This window comes from Parafrankia sp. EUN1f (assembly GCF_000177675.1).
In the GTDB taxonomy this organism is placed as follows: Bacteria; Actinomycetota; Actinomycetes; order Frankiales; family Frankiaceae; genus Parafrankia.
Map to the genome: position 1 here is coordinate 1 of NZ_ADGX01000060.1, position 17,103 is coordinate 17,103.

Here is a 17,103-nt window from a genome sequence, read left to right on the forward strand (position 1 = left end):
CGCCGAACTCGTCAGACTCGTCAGCTTCGCCATCCAGAGCAGCGAACTTATCCTCAGCAACATCATCCGGCAGACCATCTAAACCAGCGCCGTCGCCGGACTCGTCAGACTCGTCAGCTTCGCCATCCAGAGCAGCGAACTTATCCTCAGCAACATCATCCGGCAGACCATCTAAACCAGCGCCGTCGCCGGACTCGTCAGACTCGTCAGCTTCGCCATCCAGAGCAGCGAACTTATCCTCAGCAACATCATCCGGCAGGGCGTCGGGATTTGAGTCGCCTGGTGACGGGGTGAGGTCGGCGGCTGCGGGTCCGTCGCCGTCGAGGGCTTGGGCCTTGGCTTCGGCGGCGGAATCGGTGGGCGGTGGGGACGGTGGGGGGATATCAGCAGAATCGGCTGCTCCATCGACGGGCATGGGTCAGGTGCTCCTGTTCTGCCGTTCCACCAGGTCAGCGAGCTGGTCGGCGAGTTTCGCGAGGCCCGGTCCCGCGCATGCCGAGCGCAGTGCGGCGCGTAGGTGGCGGGGTGTGGTGCCGCCGACGAGCTGTCGTAACGCTGGGAGGAGTCCGCTGACCTCGATGTCGCCGAGGCTGACGGCGTCCTGGCCTGCGGCGTTGGCAGGGTGTTCTTGCAGTTCCCGCAATTGTTCGACGACCGTCGCGCCGACGAGCAGGAGGCCGCGGCGGCGCCAGTCAGGCGTGTCGGGATGTGGTCTGGTGGTCGCCCAGGGTTCGCTGGAGGCGCGGACGAGCGTGCGTCGCACGTCCTGCCAGCGGTACTTCCCCGCGGTCCACTGGCGCGTGTCCCCGGTGGCGGCAGGGAGACCTGCGGAGAGTCGGTGCAGGGTGTCCGAGAGGCGGTCGGCTGAGTCGTCCGGGTCGACGAACGGTCGCAGCCCGCTCGCGCGGGCCGAGACGGCGCGGTCCACCGCATGGGCCAGCGCACAGTCGAGGCTTCGGGGTGGCAGCGACGCCAGCCGGGTGCGCAGCTCCGCCGACGGCGCGGGTGCAGGGAGCTTCAGGAGGTGCGCGAGCCCGATCACCTGGTGCGCGGCGACGGCCTCGACCCAGATGAGCAGGTCGGGTTCGGCTGCGAGGTGCGCCGCGTCGTTCACTTCCGCGAGGGTGCAGGCCCGCTTGCGGCAGTCGGCCCCGCACAGCTGGCTGCGCCGACCCGCCAGCGGGACACCGTCGTGGCGGGCGCCCGCGGCGGATTCCCGGTCGGAGCCGGGCGTCATCCGGGTGAGCACCGGCCGGTCCATCCCGTCCACGGTGACCGCGGCCACGCCGGCCGGCAGCGCGACGACCAGCTCCGACTGGGGGCGCTGGAGGTTCATGGTCGCGCCGACGGCGGCGCGGTCATCGGCCGACGGGAGCCGGTGCATGACCTTCAGCGCGGTGTTCTTCAACACGTCCGGGACGATCTTCGCGGGAATCTGCTCGACGACCAGGACACCCTCGCCGTAGGCACGGATCTCCGCGAGCAGTGAGGCGAAGAGCTCGACGGCCGCCGCGGCAGGCCCGTGCTCGACGTTGCGCAACAGGCGGTGGGCCTCCTCGACGACCAGCAGGTGCCGCAGCCGGTCGGCGTCGTCGCCAGCCACCGCGCCGCGGGCATGCCGGACACGCAGATGCTCGACGATGCGGACCAGCACGGCGCCGAGCAGGAACGCCTTGTCCTGGTCGTTGGTGATGTCCTCCAGCTCGAAGACCACGTTGCGGGTCAGGAGCGCCCCGATGTCCAGCGGGTGCCCGCCCTCGAAGAACCGGCCGGGTGTGCCCTCCCGCAGCGAGCCGATCCGGACGTCGACGAAACCCCGGACGTCCGCGGTGACCTGCGTGCCGTAGCCGATCCGCTCGACCACCCGCGACGCGGTGCGCTGCAGGTCGCCGAGTGTCGGGTAGCGCGGCCGGGCGGCCCTCAGCTCCTCGTCGTCGTGCATTCGCGGCCGGTGGGCTGGGCGCATCCGGCTGGCGACCAGGTCCCAGCCGGCGTCGGAGTAGCAGACGGTCAGCGCCCGTGCCAGCACCTGCGGGAATGGCTCGTGAGACTCGAACGCCGCCAGGAAGAGTGCCCGGACCAGGTCGATGTGGCTCTGCAGCGGGAACCCGGGCTCAGGCTCCAGGGGGTTGAGCGCCGCGGGTGCCGCGTCGATCCGTCCCGGCCGGATCACCAGCACCTCGTGGCCGGTGAGCCGACCGGCCATCCGCGCGTACTCTGCCTTCGCCGGTTCGAGAACCATCCACGGAACCGGGTCGGGTGCGGTGGCAAGGGCCTCCAGCAGGGAGCGGACCGTCTGGGATTTCCCCGAGCCGGTCGCCCCGCAGACGAAGGCATGCCGGTTCAACGTCGCCCGGCTGACGGCCAGCGGCCCGGCGGGCGTCCATCCGGCGTCGAGCACCTCGCCGAGGTGGATGTCGCCACCCGCGGAGTTGTCCGTGCGGTGCGGCGGTTCGGCTGCGGCGATGTGCCGAAGGGCGCCCTCGGGCGTGACGTCGAACGTGTGCGGGGCGACGAGAGTGATACCGGGAAGTTCCCGCCGGGGTGGCCGTGCGATCGCCGCGAGCAGCTCCGCGCTCGCCCGGAACGGATACCGAGGGGCGGTCTGGGCATCGAGCGCGACGGCGAGCGCTTCCGGCGGCTCCGGTGACGGAGCCAGCACGTAGGGCAGGTCGTCGAGGTCGCTCGTGCCGCACAGAAGCGCCGCGGTCAGGCGGGCGTCGACCGGATCCGCGCCGCCGGCCAGTACCCGCACCTCCCACATGCCGCTCGCGGCCGAGCGGGTCAGCTCGCGGTAGCGGGCGTCGCTGCGTTCGAGTTCCACGCGGGCCTGCGCGTCTCTGTCCCGCTGCTGTAGGAAGGGGATCGTGCGGAGCAGGTCCGCGCTCTCAGCCTCGACGGACCTCGGTGACACGGGCGTGGCGAGGACCAGCCAGGCATAGGCGCCGGGCAGGTGTGCGACGTGGTCGTCGAACGAGCCGCGTCGCTGCGCCCGCCCGCTCGCCGCGGGGGCATGCGCGGGCCGCGACCACAGCGCGTCCGAGATGCCGGTGCAACGTTGCCACACCGGGAAGGCGCCGAGCGCCGTGACGACCGCGGCTGTCTCGATCGCGACGGCGGTGCCACCAGGCGGATAGAGCACGGGTTCCGGCTCACCGCTGGTGCGCTCTGGCGACGGGGCCGTGGACGTTCCGCGTGCGGCGGGCGGGAAGCCCGGGTATCCGCCCACGAGGAACCAGGTGTGTGGGTCGCCGGGCCGGCGTAGCCAGGCCACCGCGATCATCCGGCCTGGCGCCGCCCCGGCGGTCAGTGCGGCGTGCGCGGCGACGAGCGCCGCACACAGCTGTATCGGTGTCTCGTCAGGCTGGCCGTCCTCCGGTGGGCGAGGTACCGAGATCAGCCGGTGGAATCGGAGACCGTGCAGGTCCACCGCGTTCATCGCATCGCCTCAGCCGGCATGCCCGGGAGGCTGCCCCTGCCACGCCGGCTGCGGCGATGGAAGCGGGTAGGCGTGCGGCGGAGGGTAAGCGCGCCCGGGCCCGCCGTATCCTGGCGCGCCCTGTCCCAGCGCAGCCTGTCCCGGCGCGCCCTCGGGCACGCGGTTCACGTCCGCGACCTTCGGGAGCAGCACGGTGCCCGGGTTGCAGTCTCCGCTGCGCACCCGGCCCGGGCCGTCGACGGTTCCGACGAGGACGAACGCCGTCGCAGGCAGGCTCTGCAGGACGGTCGGCTCGACGGTGTACTCGTTCACCCGCTGGTAGGTGGAGCCGTCGTTGCGAGAGGTCGACTCGGTGAAGCTCCGCGTACTCTGCCACGTTTTGGAGAACGAGCTGCTTACCGAGGAGTTCCGGCTGTCCACCGAGTGCAGTCCGTAGCCCGAGCTGCGGCCTTCCGACACCGACTTTCCGGCCTGCTCTCCGTGGCTGGTGCTCACGCCGTCGGCGAGGCTGCGGCCGATCTGTTCGGTGAGCTGGGAGAGCGTGAACCGGTAGCCCCGGCCGATGAAGTCGGCCGCGAGGCCGGCCTCCCGCGCGTTACCGAGACGCATGATCACGGCAGCCCCCCCGTGGCTGCCGAGCAGGCGTTCGGCGTCGTCGGCGAGCCGCTCGAACATCAGGATCAGACGGATCTGGGTCAGCTCGGCATGCCGGACGAGTGTGTCGAGCGCGGTGCGGCCGACACGGTCGGCGCCGGCGACCACGAGGACCGGGCGGCTGGTCACGGTTGACCGTTGGCGCATTCGCGCGAGTACCGCCTGGACAACGATCCGGTCGACGAGCGCCTTGTGACGGGCCGACACCCTGCGGCTCGAGGTGGCGAGCACCCGCAGCTGCCGTTCGGGCCACCAGTCCGGGTCTCCTGACAGGCGCCGGGTCACCGGGCCAGGGGTCGGCTGTTCCGTGAAGTGGTCGAGCTCGGTCCGCAGGAAGCGGACCTGGTCGGCGACCCGGTCCCGCTGGGCGAGACCGTGCATGCGCTGCTGCAACGCGGCGATCTCCGCGGTGGTGAGCAGCCCCGGGTGGAGTGCCTCCTCGTGGTTATCCAGCACGCGCAGCGCGGCGGCGAGGCGCGCGAAGGAGTAGGGCGGCGCCAGCCTTGTGGTGACGGTCCTGAGAATGTCGGCGTCGATGACCCGAAGCGTCGGCTCACCGCCGTCGCGGCGCTCGGCGTCGACGGCGTCGGCGATCAGGTCGGCGACCTCGTTGGCATCGAGACCGTCGAGCGTCCCGACCTGCTCCAACGCGGCGGGAAGTTCGTGGACGTCCGCCGGAATACCCGCGTGGCCGGCCAGCGAGACGAGTTCGTCGGCCACGGCGCGTTCGGTCAGGTCGATCAGCAGGATGCCGCGGCCCGACCCCAGAAGGGACGCACCACAGGTGGCGAGAAGGCTGCTCCAACCGGCCGTTGTTCCACCAAGGACGTCGATTCTCGGGGCTCCGACGGCGTCGAGGGGGAAGTACAGCATCGCCCGCTCGATCCGCTCCGCCTCGGCCTGGTCATGTGCGTACAGGCGTTGCCGCCACTGCACGGTCAGAACCTCGTGGGAGCGCTGGTAGTCGGCGAACTCCGCGGACGCCTGGCTGGTCGCGTCGACGATGCGGCGGTGGAGGGTAGAGACCCGAACGAAGGGGATGGCCGCGATGAACATACCGAAGCTCAGAAGGGCGATAGCGGGAGCCTGATCACCCTCGTGGAAACCGGCGAGCGACCACAGCCCGAAGAGACCGCCTATCAGCATCCAGGGACCGAAAGATGTCTGCTCCTGCGTGCGTTGAAGGTCGGACACGTCCGGCGGCGAAGGCGGCTGCCAGATCGGGGGGCGGTGCAGCTCCGGGGACGGCGCGGGCGGTGCCGGCAGAACGTACTCCCAGCCCCAGCGCTCGCGCGGGATGAACAGTAACCGGACAAGCTCGGTCGCCGTATTCACGTCGCCACCGTCGCCGTCACCGGGACCGCCGATGTCGGTGTGGGGCGGATCCGTGCTGGCCGTCGGAGTGCCATAGCCACGCAGGTCGTGATCGTGTCAGCGATGCCAACCATTCCTCCACCTCGATGGAGCCCCGGCGGCCCCTACCGAGCGTTCACTGTTCCACGCCTCACGTCCTCGAGTCTTTGGCACAGAGCGCAGAGAAGCTTGGGAAACAGCGCACGGCTCAGGCTTCCGGGTCGCGAGATTCAGCGTGCCTGAGATCCCTGGGTGGGGCGCCGTAGGCGGCCCGGAATGCGCGGCTGAAGTCCGCGGGATGGCGGAATCCCCACCGGGCGGCGATATCGCCGATCGTGAGGTGTTCCAACCGGGGGTTCAGAAGATCATCTTTGCAGCGCTCGAGGCGGCGGCGGCGGACCATCGCACCGACCGTCTCGGGCTGACCCTGGAACAGCTGGTGCAGTGTGCGCACGGATATGTGATGGGCCGCGGCAATGGTGGCCGGCCGCAGTTCGCGGTCACCGAGGTTGTGGTCGATGAAGGTGTCGATGCGTGCCCGCAGCACCTGCTCACGGGTTTCCACCGGCAGGGTGCGCTGCGCGTCCAGGTGACTCGCGAGGAAGGTGCTGGCCAGGTCGAAGCCGATGCGGCCCAACCGATGCAGTTCAGTCGAACCATGCGCGGCGGTCTTCTCCCGGAAGCCGGACAGGAATTGGCCGAGCAGCGCTCCCGTCTGGGTCCGCACGAGGAGAGCACTGCCCAGCAGCCGGTCCGCCGCGTCGCCCGACAACGGCAGGGAAGCTCTGGGCAGCCGCATCAGCGTCACACGTTTCTGGCGACCGTGGTCGAGGAAGTCGGCCGCCAGGGGGTGGGACGTGTCGAACAGTGCGATATCTCCGGCCTCGAGGCATGTGACATTGCCGGATTGTTCCACTCTGATTGGGCTGCCGTGGACCATGAACAGGTAGTAGTCCTCCGGGTCATAGCTCCGGATGAGGGCGGGGCTCCGACGGCCCGACAGCGGCGAGAACGTGAGTGTCGTTACGGCGCCACCAGCCAGATCGAACACGTTGATTTTCCCGCGGAAACAATCAGCGTAGCCACTGGTCGCCACAGTAGGCATGATATCCTGACACATTCGATGCATCCACCACTCGAACCGTTCCCGCGCCGGAACGACGTCAGTGGACAGGGTCGTTACGGAGTCCCGCACCAGGGGCAGGTTTTGGGACGCAGGTTCAGACACTCGTTTACCGATCCGCAAAGACGAAGTGCGACGGATAGTTCGTACGATCTTACGACCGGAGCCGTATGGATGCGGAGGTATGGCGGTGCCGGTGATGTCCGTATGGACGGCTACCGGTGGATCGGATCAGCTCCCAGCGCTGGACAGTGCGACGAACCGGCGGGCGAGGGTGGCCGCGTGCAGGTCGGTCAGGCGCCCGACCGGAATCTCCGCGACCGGGCCGGCCAGGCCCGCCACCAGTGCGGGAAGGCGGCGGCGCATCCGGGCTGGTGAAGCTCCCAGGCGCGCGGCGGTGGCGTCGACGCTGCCGTCCGTCTCCAGCCACGCGTGCAGCAGATCGACATCCGCGGGGGCCAAGCCGGCCAGTGTCCGCTCGGCGAAGGCCCGCAGGCGTTGCGGCGGCAGGCCGACGAGCAGCCGTTCCAGCCCCAGGTCATCGAAGAGCAACGACGTCCGCTCGCGGTCACGGGGACGCGAACGGTCGTCCCGCGCTGAGGCACCGCCCCGCGCTGGGGTGGCGTCCCGTACGGGGTCGCCGGCCTGCGCGTGGCCGGCTCTCAGCAGGGACAGGACCGCGTCCGCCGCGCTGAAGGAGGTGGCCGTCTCCGACGGGTCGATCGGGTCGCCCGGCACCACCGGTCCCGCGGCGGCGAGAACCGCGCCCGGTGAGCCGAGCTGGAAGGCGAGGTGCCGCGTCAGCCGGCCGAGCTCGGCCGGCACGTCACCGGACAGCAGCGTCCACGCCCGGTCACCGTCGCGCAGCACCGGGAAGCCGATCACATCACAGGCCCTCGCCCAGGCGTCCTGGTCGCTCCCGCGGTGCCACAGCGCCGCACCCGCGTGCGGGATGCGGACATCCAGCCCGGCGTTCTCGGCGACGCGGACGAACTCGGCTGCCGGCCGGATCGCTTCATGGCGCAGATCGTCGATCACCACATCAACCCCGCGGGCGAGGCCGGCGATGTGGGCGTCGCGCCGCAGCGCCACGATGGCGAGCGCCGTGGTGGCAGCCTCGACCAGCCGATCGGCGTATGCCTGGTCGGCGTCGAGCAGGAGCACTCCCAGGTAGCGCTGTCCGATGCGCACCGGGCCGCCGCGCCCGCACCAGCCGTCCCGGCACACGACGGCGGCCGGGCCGAGCGCGGGACGGACCAGCAGGGCGGCCAGTGCGACGGCCGAGCTGCCCGCGGTCGGCCCCCGTGGAGTCGCCGACATCGCCGACTCGGAGGCGGCCAGCAGCGCGCCGGTCAGGTCGAGCAGCCGAAACACCCGGCCTGTGGCGGTGGCGAGCAGGCCGAGCAGGTCGCCCCACCCCGCGCCGTCGAAGGCCGCGTTGACGAGGTCGGCCTCCAGCCCGGCCAGGTCCGGAGCCGTCGGAAGCACGGAGGCCGTCGGCACGGCTACCGTGCCGACGGTGGCTCGGTGGCGATGACGGCCAGCTGGCCGGGCAGCAGCGAACGCATGGCCCAGGGCACCAGGCCCACCTCGGCCAGCCAGGACATCAGCACCGGCAGCTCGATCACCTCGGCCTCCCAGGTGTTCGCCAGCAGGGTCAGCGCCATCGACTGCGGCAGCGCGGCTTCGAGGTCGCGGCCGGTCGGAGGCTGCGCCGGGCGATAGTAGTCGGAGATCACGACGAAGCCGCCGGGGCGCATCGCTCCCCTGGCCCGCAGCAGCAGCGCCTTGGCCAGGTCGGCGGACTGCAGCCCGAGGACATGCCCGATGGTCACCACGGCCGCCTCCCCGACGGGCAGGACGGCGTCCAGATAGCTGCCGGCCCGCACCTCGAGACGGTCGGCCACGCCGTGGGTGGCTGCCGCGGCCTGCGCGAACGGGATGATCGACGGCAGGTCGACGGCCAGACCGCGCGCCCGCGGCCAGACCTGCAGCATCCCGATCGCCCACGGAGCGGCGCCCGCGCCGAGGTCGAGCACCAGTGCGTCCGGGCCGGGATCGGGCAGGTCCGCGGCGACGGCGGCGGCGACCGCCCGCTGGGTGGGTGCGCTCGCCTGGGCGAGCCGCCCGTAGAACAGGCCGGCGTCGTCCTCGACGGACCGGGTCGGCCGGCCGCGCCGCAGGGTGGCCGACAGTTCCGGCCAGGCGGACGTCGGACCTGGCGAGAAGCGCAGCATGTCGGCCATGGACAGCTCGGAGTCGCGCAGCAGGAAGCACCGCGCCGCCGGGGTGAGCGCGAAACGACGCTCCCCGCCGGCCTCCAGCAGGCCGGCGGCGACCAGGTAGTCCAGGACGACGACGAGCCGCGTCGGCGCGACCTCGGTGCGCGCGGCGAGCTCGTCGACGCCGCCTGGCCCGTCCGCGAGCGCCTCGAAAACACCCAGGTCGAGCGCGGCCACGACCGCCCAGTAGCGGGTGTAGCCGGCGATGACCTCCCAGATCGGCAGCGGCGGGCCGGCGGGGAAGAGCGTCCCCTCCAGGTCCGGGCCGGCCTCGGCCCACGCCGCGTGTGCTCCCACCTGCTCCACCACATGCCCTCCGGGGGTCACCACCAGGCCTCGCCGGACCTGGTCAGGCCGGATTCACCCGCGGGCGGCACGGCGGGAACGACAGCCCAGGCATCGTATGCACGCCGATCGAACCGTTCCCGCCGCCGCCCACGGCCGCACCGGCCGCGGCTTCGGGCAAAAGCTCACACCGCCGGGAAGTCGCTCTTGCGGATCTTGCAGTGGACGCCCTTGACGTCGTCGACGACCTGGCTGACGGCGAAGTCTCCGGCGGCGGACAGGTACGCCATCGCAGCGGCGCGGCTCATCCCCACCCGCGTCGACAGGAACGCGACGGCGGCCCGGGTCGCCTTGCGCATCGCCTCGTCGAGGTCGCGGTCCATGCCGAGCGGCAGCCAGTAGGTGTCCGTCTCGCCGAAGGGCTCGCGCAGCGCGCCGACGACCCGGTCAGCCTCGGCGCCGCGCAGGACGTCCAGCACAACCGTGGCGCGCAGCGGTGCCTCCAGCGCGGTGAGCGCGACCTCGCCGTCGCCCTGCGCGTAGTGCGGGTCGCCAACGTAGAACAGCCCACCGTCGACCTGGACGGGGAGGTAGAACGTGCTGCCGGCGCCGAGCATCGCCACGTCGACGTTGCCCCCGTGACCGCCCGGCGGCACCGACGGCACCGGTTCGGTGACGTTCGGCGCGACTCCCATCACGCCGAGGAACGGGGCCAGCGGGAACACCGCCTCCGCGCCGGGCAGGCCCGGGTTGCCGAACGGCAGCACCCCGTAGTCGAGGCCGCCGGAGCGGCGGGTCCGGACGAACGTGCACACCGAGCCGTAGCGGTCGGGATGGGCGACGTCGGCGTCCGGGTGGCGGACGGTGCCCTCCGGGAACTCGCCGGCCAGGCATCCGAGCCCATGTCGGTTGCTGATCACACCGAACGGAGCGCGCAGGTCCAGGCCGACCACCCGGACCCGCAGAAGGTCCCCGGCCACCGCCCCGTCGACCTGGATGGGGCCGGTCACGACATGTGGCCCGGCGTCGAAGTCGTGCACGATGCCGGACGCGGCGATCGCCACCTGGTCGGCCGGCACCTCGTCCGGCCGCGCGCCGTGCGCACCGAAGTACGCCACCGGGTCCCGGCCCTGGTCCTCCATGATCCCCTCATGGCTGACCGTGTCGATCGTGACCGCACTGCCCGGCGCGACCCGCAGGACCGGCGCCGATTCGGCGCCCGGCAGCCAGCCCCAGCGGACGGTGTCCGGCGTCGAGGGCAGGTACGCGGCACCGTCGATGCCCGCGGCCGCCGGGCCGGTGCTCAGGGTCGTCACGCCGCCACCTCGCTGTTGTTCGCCACGGCGGATGCCGCCGCGGCTGGACCAGAAGGAACGCCTGGCACGGGGCCCGCGCCAGCCGCAGGAACCGAGGCAGCCGCAGGAAGCGGGGCACGGTCGGCGCCCGGCCAGTGCGCGGTGTAGCGGCGGACCAGCCAACGGTTGAACTGCGCCTGCGCCTCCTCCAGGTAGGAGTAGCGCCCGCGCGGGGCGAACCTGCTGGTCAGCCCCTGCTGGACGCCGGTCGTCGCCTCGACGTCCTGGGCGACGATGCCGTTGACCCCGGCGTTGGAAAGCTCGTACTTCTCCTCGAAGAGGCGGTCGCGCAACGCGTCCGGATGGAACAGGTAGTTCACATCCACCGCGATGTGCCCGGCATCGACCGGACGAATCAGAAAGTAGAACGCCTGGTCCGGCGCGACACCGATGCACAGCGTCGGCGGGACGAGCGCGAAGGCCGCGCGGGAGCGCTCCTCCTCGGTGATTCCTGGGAAGACCGGGAGCAGCGCCCGCTGCAGCGCGTTGAAACCGCCGTCGAGGTGGAGAAAGCCGTTCGTACGGGCGATCGCCGCGTCATCGTCGTCGTAGGGCAGGAACTCCGAGCGGTCACTCGGGCAGAAGTCGTGCACGCCGGCATGCAGCCGGCTCGCGTGGTAGCCGTCGTTGAAGTTCTCGAACATCACCTTCCAGTTCCAGGGCATGGAGGGGCTGGAGAAGGAGTTCCGGGTGACGCACCGCTCCAGTTCGAAGTTCGCCAGCAGCGCGTCAAGCTTCGCCAGCCGCGGCGCCAGCGGCAACGGGTCGGCCCGCAGGCTGGTGAAGACGAAGCCCTGCCACTGTTCAACCGGCAGCGACGGCAGGCCGTGCCGGGAACGGTCGAAACCCTCCGTGCGGCCCATCTCGCGGGCGCCGACCAGCCTGCCGTCGAGGCCGTACGTCCAGTGGTGGTAGGCGCATTTGAAGGCGCGGCAGTTTCCGCTGCCCTCGCTCACCAGCATTCCGCGGTGCTGGCAGACCGGGGAGAGCACCCGGATCCGCCCGTCCTGCCCGTGGACCATGGTGAGCCGTTCACCGATGATGTCGACGTTGACGAAGTCGCCCGGGTTCGGCACGTCGGACGCCCGGCCGAGGCAGAGCCATTCCTGGCCGAAGACGGCCTCCTTCTCGAAGGCGAAGAACTCCGCGTCGGTGTAGACGGCGCGCGGCAGCATGACCGCCTGCGCGGTCGGCCGCACGGAGTCGGCGAAGGATTCCAGCAGCTGCGGGGTAAGTACCGTCATGGCGTCTTCCTGATAGGCGGAATGCAGAGGCGGAGCTGCTGGCGGGCGGTCAGACCAGCGTCCAGCGGGATTTCGCGGGCAGTCCGGACCGCGCCGTGATCGCCTCTCCTGCCGCCTGCGCGGCGGCGTAGAGCGCCTCCTCGTCGATCACCGTGTGGTGGTAGTTCTCGACCACGCGGCGGCCGTCGACCCACACACTGTGCACACCGCGGCCGTCGGCGGACCACACCAGCTGGTTGGCGACGTTGAGCAGCGGGCGCCACTCGGGGCGGTCGGTGTCATGTGCGACGAGGTCGGCCTTGCGGCCGGGCGCCAGCACGCCGATCTCGTCGGCAAGGCCGAGGCCGCGGGCACCGCCGAGGGTCGCCATCGCGAACGCCTGCTCGGCGGGGAACATCGTCGGGTCCTGGCGGCCGTCCTTGAACAGCCCGGCGACCAGGTAGGTCGCGCGCATCAGGTCGGAGTAGTTGCTGGCGTTGTTGCCGTCGGTGCCGATGGCGACGTTGACCCCGCGGGCGGCCATCTCGGGGAACTTCCCGATCCGCGTCACGCCGTAGGAGACCTTCAGCGCCGTCGTCGGGCAGTGCGCGACGGACGTCCCCGTCTGCGCGAGCAGGTCGATCTCGGCGTCGTCGACGTGCACCGCATGGGTGAGGATGACGTTGTCACCGAGCACGCCGAGGTCGGCGAGGTGCTCCATCGGCCGGCGCCCGTAGGTGGCGAGGAAGTACGCCGGGTCGACCTCGGCCGGCGACATGTGGAACGACAGCCCGGTGCCTCGCTCGCGGGCGAGCCCGGCCGCCGCCTGCCACAGCTCGTCGCTGCAGGTGTTGTGGCCGACGAGAATCGGCCAGGCGGCGATCCGCCCGTCCGCGGCGGTGGCGAACCGGTCGAGCTCGTCGACCAGCCCCTTGATGGCGTCGTCGGTGTTCTGTCGGTAGACGTCCGGCTCCGGTGGCAGGTCCCAGGTCCAGCGCCCGACGCGGCCACGGATACCGGTCTCGGCGAGCCCGTCGACGACCGCGTCGAGGAAGCGGATCGTGCCCGCCTCCAGGAAGCTGGTGGTGCCGCTGCGCAGCATCTCCAACGCGGCGAGCTGGCCGGACAACCGCTCCTCCGGCTCGTTGTAGGCGGCGTAGAGCGGGCAGAGCCAGGCGAAGACGTTCTCCTCGAAGGGGGTGTCGTCCGGGACGTACCCGCGGGTGAGCGGCTCGCCGGTGATGTGGATGTGCGTGTTCACCAGGCCCGGCGTCAGCACGAACCGACGTCCGTCGATGGTTTCGGTGGCCCGGTACCCGGCGACGATCTCGGCGGTCGGGCCGACGGCGGCGATCGTGTCACCGGCGATCGCGACCGCGCCGTCGCGCAGGACCCGCCGATCGTCGTCCATGGTGACCACGACCGCTCCGGCGATGATCGTGTCGACCGGCACGGCCGCGCCGGCCGGCACAGGCGCGGGCACGTAGTCGGGTGGGGAGTCAGCTGGGGAGAGGTCCTCGGGAGGCATCGTCACTTCCGGTTCCTGGGTGTGGATGAGGGATGTCAGGGGCGGCGGGCGGTCATCACGGTCTGGCCGGGCAGCGGCTGGAGCGTCGCCGCCGGTTCCAGGCCCGCCGCCCGCATCCAGCCGTGCAGGTCGGCGACCCGGAAAATCCCGTCGCCGCCGGTTGACGCGAGCATGGTGAGGCCCATGAGCAGGGCCGGAGCGGACGGTGCGGTGGGCACCTCCGGCCGCGGGTAGTCGGTGACGACCAGCGTGCCGCCCGGACGCAGCGCCGCCGCGGCCCGCGCCACCAGGCGGCGCGCTCCCGCGACGGACTCGGCCCGCAACACATGGCCGAGGACGACGACGTCGGCGGCGGCGTTCGGCAGCTCCACCTCGTGGTAGTCACCCGCGACCACCCGCACCCGGCCACCGGCCCGCACGGCGCCGCTCTCAGCGCCGACCGTTGCACCACCGACCGCGGCGTCTACCGCGGCGCCACCGATCTCGGCGTCGATCGCCCGTCTGGTCACGGCGACGACCTCTGGCAGCTCCACCGCGAGCGCCCGGGCTCGCGGCCAGGCCGCCAGGAAGGCCAGCGCCCACGGTGCCGCGCCGGCGCCCAGATCGATGACCAGCGGCTCCGGCCCGACCGGGTGCAGCGTGGCGGCGACCGCACGGGCGACCTGTCGCTGGACCGGAGCGGTCGCAGCGGCCAACGCGGGGTAGAAGCCACCGGGATCGTCCTCGATCCGCACCGCCGGGGCGCCGCGGCGCAGCGTCTCGGCGAGCTCCGGCCACCGTTCGTGAGGCCCCGGCGCGCCGCGAACGAGCGCCACCATCGTCCGCGGCGCACCGGCGAGCAGGTACGTGGTCGCGACCGCACCGAGCCGGTAGCCGACGGCGGGCTCGTGGGTGAGCAGGCCGAGCGCCACCAGGGTGTCGGCGAGCAGCGCCGTCCGGTGCTCGTCCACGCCCACCGCGGCGGCCAGCGCGGATGCGGGCCGCGGGCCTGCGGCCAGCTGTTCGAACAGGCCCAGGCCCAGCGCGGCGACGACCGCCCAGTACCGGGTGAAGCCGTGGATCACCTCCCAGATCGGTGCCGGGCCGGGCACGACCGGCTCCGAGGCCAGCTCCGTCGACGAGCTCGGGTCGCGCAGATCACTCGGGTCGCTCAGGTCGACGGTCATGGCCGGAGAAGGACCTTGCCGACGGCCCGGCGCTCCTCCAACCGGGACTGCGCCGCGGCGGCGTCGGCGAGCGGGAACTCCTCATCCACCGGCGTGACCAGGCCGCCACGCCAGTAACGCTCCAGCACCTCGCCGAACTCGCGAGCCGGGTACGGGTCGGAGCCGAGCAGCTTCAGGCCGAAGTGAAAGCTGTATTCCAGCGGCACCGTCGCCTCGGCGCCGGAGGTGTCGCCGACGAACACCAGCCGCCCGCGGGGCGCCAGGCTGAACAGGGACGCCGGCCACGTCGCCGGGCCGACATGGTCGAGCACCATGTCCACACCGCGGCCGTCGGTCGCCTCCCGCACCGCGCCCACCACCTGCTCGTATGGCGTGCCCGCCCCGGCAAGGATCAGGTGGTCTGCGCCGATGCCGCCGGCGAACGCCAGCTTGTCGGTGCTGCTCGCGGTCGCGATGACGGTCGCTCCGAGCTGCTTGGCGAGCTGCACCGCGGCGAGGCTCACCCCACTGGCGGCGGCGTGCACCAGCAGCGTCTCGCCCTCGCGGAGGCCACCGACGGGGCTCAGCGCGTGCCAGGCCGTCGTCCAGATCGTCGGCAGCAGCGCCGCCTCAGCCAGCGGGACATGATCGGGGACGAGATGTGCGTTCAACGCGGGGACCAGCACATATTCGGCGTAGCCGCCGGGGGCGTTGCCGCCGAGCACCCGCGTGTTCGGGCAGAAACCGTCGTCGCCCCGCAGGCAGGTCTCGCACTTCCGGCACGGCACCGCCGGATTGACCACCACCCGGTCGCCCTCGCGCAGCTCACCAACGGCCGGGCCGACCGCCACGACCGTGCCGGCGATATCCATTCCCGCGATGTGCGGGGACGCGAACCCGGGTATCTTCGCCGGACCGCGGCGCTGCATGACGTCCAGGTGGTTCAGACCGCAGGCCGCGACCTGGACGACGACCTCACCGGCCCCCGGAACAGGGTCGGGAACGGTCTCGACCGCGAGCACCTCCACGCCACCGAACCCGTGCTGTACGACCGCCTGCACTCACGCCTCCTGTAGTTCTGGCAGTTGTCCATGCCACCGCCGACCACAGCCGGTACAGGTCCTTTCCCTGGCGAGCCGGCCGGGCGGGGATTCGGCGGAGCCGTTTCCCGCGCCGGCACCGACGCTAGGTCCCGGCGGCGTCAGGCCCGATGTGCCGGGCGCACAAACGCTGGTCGGACCCACCCGCTCGGCGACTGTCACCGGAACTGCCAGGACAGCGGACGTAGCACTCCCGAAACGGAGCACGCCGGGCGACATGATCAGTCGCCCGGCGTGGCCAGGGGATACCGCGGACGGGCGAGGTGCCGGCCATCCACGGCCGTCGTGCGGTCGGAACGGATCAGGACGTGACCTCAGGACGGATCAGGACGGGACCTCAGGACGGGACCTGTACCGCGTAGACCTGCTCGTGGTCGGCGGGTGTCCACATCCAGCCGGCGCCCAACCGGGAGCCCAGCACGTCGGCCGCGCGTACCGGGTACGGCTCCTCCGGATTCGTCATTCCCCAGCGCCGCGCGATCGTGTGAGCCTCCGTACGCGCGGAGGTGACCGCCTCCTCCTCATCCGCGTACACGCCGATGATCCTCAACACCGGCTCCTCGATGATTCCGCATTCGATGCAGCCGACCTTGCAGACGAGCCAGCTCACGTTGTTTCGCACCGAACCCACCCTCCGCATTCACGACATTTCCAGGTGCCGAGGCTGCCGCGCCTGAACCGCCGAACACGCGGCTTCCAGAATGCGCGACCACAACGTGAGTTCAGACGAACTCACGGCGGCCAGGTTACGTAACAGACCATCGGGAATCGCACTGAGCCCGTTATGGGGTGGGCCACCGGTCCGCCGCACGCCGTTGACCAGCCATCGGCCGCCGGAACAGCCCGAGATCCGGAACCATCGGCAGACACGAAAGGTGGGCGAGGGCGAATCACCCGCGGTGTTCGATCACGCGGGCTTCGGCAGGCTGGCGGGTTCGGGCGTACCCGGAAGGCCCCCGGCCGGATCCGCCGGACTGCCGTCGAGCCGGGTCCGGCTCCGCGCGACAAGCCGTTGGACCTCCAGTTCGACCTGTTGCGCGTCAAGCCCCAGCGAACGGCCTATGTGGGCAGACCAGACCTCCGAACGCAGATTCGTCTCGAAGTCGATGTCGGCACGGATGTTGTCCCGGGCAGACTGACGATTCTGGCTCACCATGACGAAGGTCGACAGGAAGATCGCCTCCAGGCTGACGACCATCGTGAGCAGACCGAACGGGTACGGGTCGAAGACCGCCGCCTTGCCGAACACACCCAGGTTGACCAGGATCCATCCGGCGAACCACACCGCGTGCAGATAGGCGAAGCGCATCCTTCCCGCGGACCTGGTGATCGCGTCCGCGACCCGCTCCTCGGTCCCGCGCATGCGGGCGAAGGTCTCCCGCTCGTGGGGCAACGTGATCATCGAGCGGTGCGGCGTGGCGGTGACGCCGTCCGCGGGCAACGGCACCTTGGCGTCGCCCGTGCCCCGCGGCCCCGGCTTAAGGGTCACGACGCGCCTCCTCCTGCCCGGCCTGACGGCCCTCCCGGCGCTCACCATTCTCGCAAGGCAAGCGGCAACGGCGTCGCCCGCGGACGACCCAAGCTGGCCACATCGGCGGGCTCATCCGGGCGGTACC

General features: G+C 71.4%; 12 protein-coding genes and 1 pseudogene. All 13 read right to left on the reverse strand.

Translation table 11 applies throughout. The features are described 5' to 3' along the window. A pseudogene (locus tag FREUN1FDRAFT_RS43990) lies at positions 1-415 on the reverse strand (hypothetical protein); the annotation flags it as partial. 3 nt (positions 416-418) lie between these two features. After that, positions 419-3,439: a helicase HerA domain-containing protein gene (locus FREUN1FDRAFT_RS18875; RefSeq protein ID WP_006541736.1), complete on the reverse strand. Its 3,021-nt coding sequence runs from the start codon at positions 3,437-3,439 to the stop codon at positions 419-421. A 9-nt stretch (positions 3,440-3,448) separates the two neighbouring features. After that, entirely contained in the window at positions 3,449-5,428 is a 1,980-nt protein-coding gene (locus FREUN1FDRAFT_RS18880) for a hypothetical protein (protein ID WP_006541737.1), read from the reverse strand. Positions 5,429-5,654: 226 nt separating this feature from the next. Continuing rightward, complete coding sequence (locus tag FREUN1FDRAFT_RS18885) at positions 5,655-6,575, reverse strand: helix-turn-helix domain-containing protein (RefSeq protein ID WP_369809805.1); 921 nt, start codon at positions 6,573-6,575, stop codon at positions 5,655-5,657. Positions 6,576-6,800: 225 nt separating this feature from the next. Then, positions 6,801-8,072 (reverse strand): hypothetical protein, encoded by a 1,272-nt coding sequence (locus tag FREUN1FDRAFT_RS18890; RefSeq protein WP_006541739.1) that lies wholly within the window; start codon positions 8,070-8,072, stop codon positions 6,801-6,803. A gap of 2 nt (positions 8,073-8,074) precedes the next feature. Then, positions 8,075-9,181 (reverse strand): class I SAM-dependent methyltransferase, encoded by a 1,107-nt coding sequence (locus FREUN1FDRAFT_RS18895; protein WP_232295279.1) that lies wholly within the window; start codon positions 9,179-9,181, stop codon positions 8,075-8,077. A gap of 140 nt (positions 9,182-9,321) precedes the next feature. Next, positions 9,322-10,452 (reverse strand): acetamidase/formamidase family protein, encoded by a 1,131-nt coding sequence (locus tag FREUN1FDRAFT_RS18900; protein ID WP_006541741.1) that lies wholly within the window; start codon positions 10,450-10,452, stop codon positions 9,322-9,324. Further along, entirely contained in the window at positions 10,449-11,735 is a 1,287-nt protein-coding gene (locus tag FREUN1FDRAFT_RS18905) for an aromatic ring-hydroxylating dioxygenase subunit alpha (protein ID WP_006541742.1), read from the reverse strand. Before FREUN1FDRAFT_RS18905 ends, FREUN1FDRAFT_RS18900 begins: the two co-directional genes overlap by 4 nt. Before the next feature lie 49 nt (positions 11,736-11,784). Continuing rightward, on the reverse strand, positions 11,785-13,248 hold the full coding sequence (locus FREUN1FDRAFT_RS18910) for an amidohydrolase family protein (protein WP_006541743.1): 1,464 nt from the start codon (positions 13,246-13,248) through the stop codon (positions 11,785-11,787). Positions 13,249-13,277: 29 nt separating this feature from the next. Beyond that, on the reverse strand, positions 13,278-14,408 hold the full coding sequence (locus tag FREUN1FDRAFT_RS18915; protein WP_006541744.1) for a methyltransferase dimerization domain-containing protein: 1,131 nt from the start codon (positions 14,406-14,408) through the stop codon (positions 13,278-13,280). Next, positions 14,405-15,448: an alcohol dehydrogenase catalytic domain-containing protein gene (locus FREUN1FDRAFT_RS18920; protein ID WP_006541745.1), complete on the reverse strand. Its 1,044-nt coding sequence runs from the start codon at positions 15,446-15,448 to the stop codon at positions 14,405-14,407. The genes FREUN1FDRAFT_RS18915 and FREUN1FDRAFT_RS18920 overlap by 4 nt, the downstream gene beginning before the upstream one ends. Before the next feature lie 376 nt (positions 15,449-15,824). Continuing rightward, positions 15,825-16,109 (reverse strand): hypothetical protein, encoded by a 285-nt coding sequence (locus FREUN1FDRAFT_RS18925; RefSeq protein ID WP_006541746.1) that lies wholly within the window; start codon positions 16,107-16,109, stop codon positions 15,825-15,827. A gap of 285 nt (positions 16,110-16,394) precedes the next feature. Continuing rightward, entirely contained in the window at positions 16,395-16,976 is a 582-nt protein-coding gene (locus FREUN1FDRAFT_RS18930; protein WP_006541747.1) for a DUF1003 domain-containing protein, read from the reverse strand. Positions 16,977-17,103: the final 127 nt, after the last annotated feature.

Excerpts from the sequence above, each read along its gene's own strand:
- FREUN1FDRAFT_RS18905 (WP_006541742.1), bottom strand. The coding sequence starts at position 11,735 with ATGACGGTACTTACCCCGCAGCTGCTGGAATCCTTCGCCGACTCCGTG.
- FREUN1FDRAFT_RS18875 (WP_006541736.1), bottom strand. The coding sequence starts at position 3,439 with ATGAACGCGGTGGACCTGCACGGTCTCCGATTCCACCGGCTGATCTCG.
- FREUN1FDRAFT_RS18885 (WP_369809805.1), bottom strand. The coding sequence starts at position 6,575 with ATGCATCGAATGTGTCAGGATATCATGCCTACTGTGGCGACCAGTGGC.
- FREUN1FDRAFT_RS18915 (WP_006541744.1), bottom strand. The coding sequence starts at position 14,408 with ATGACCGTCGACCTGAGCGACCCGAGTGATCTGCGCGACCCGAGCTCG.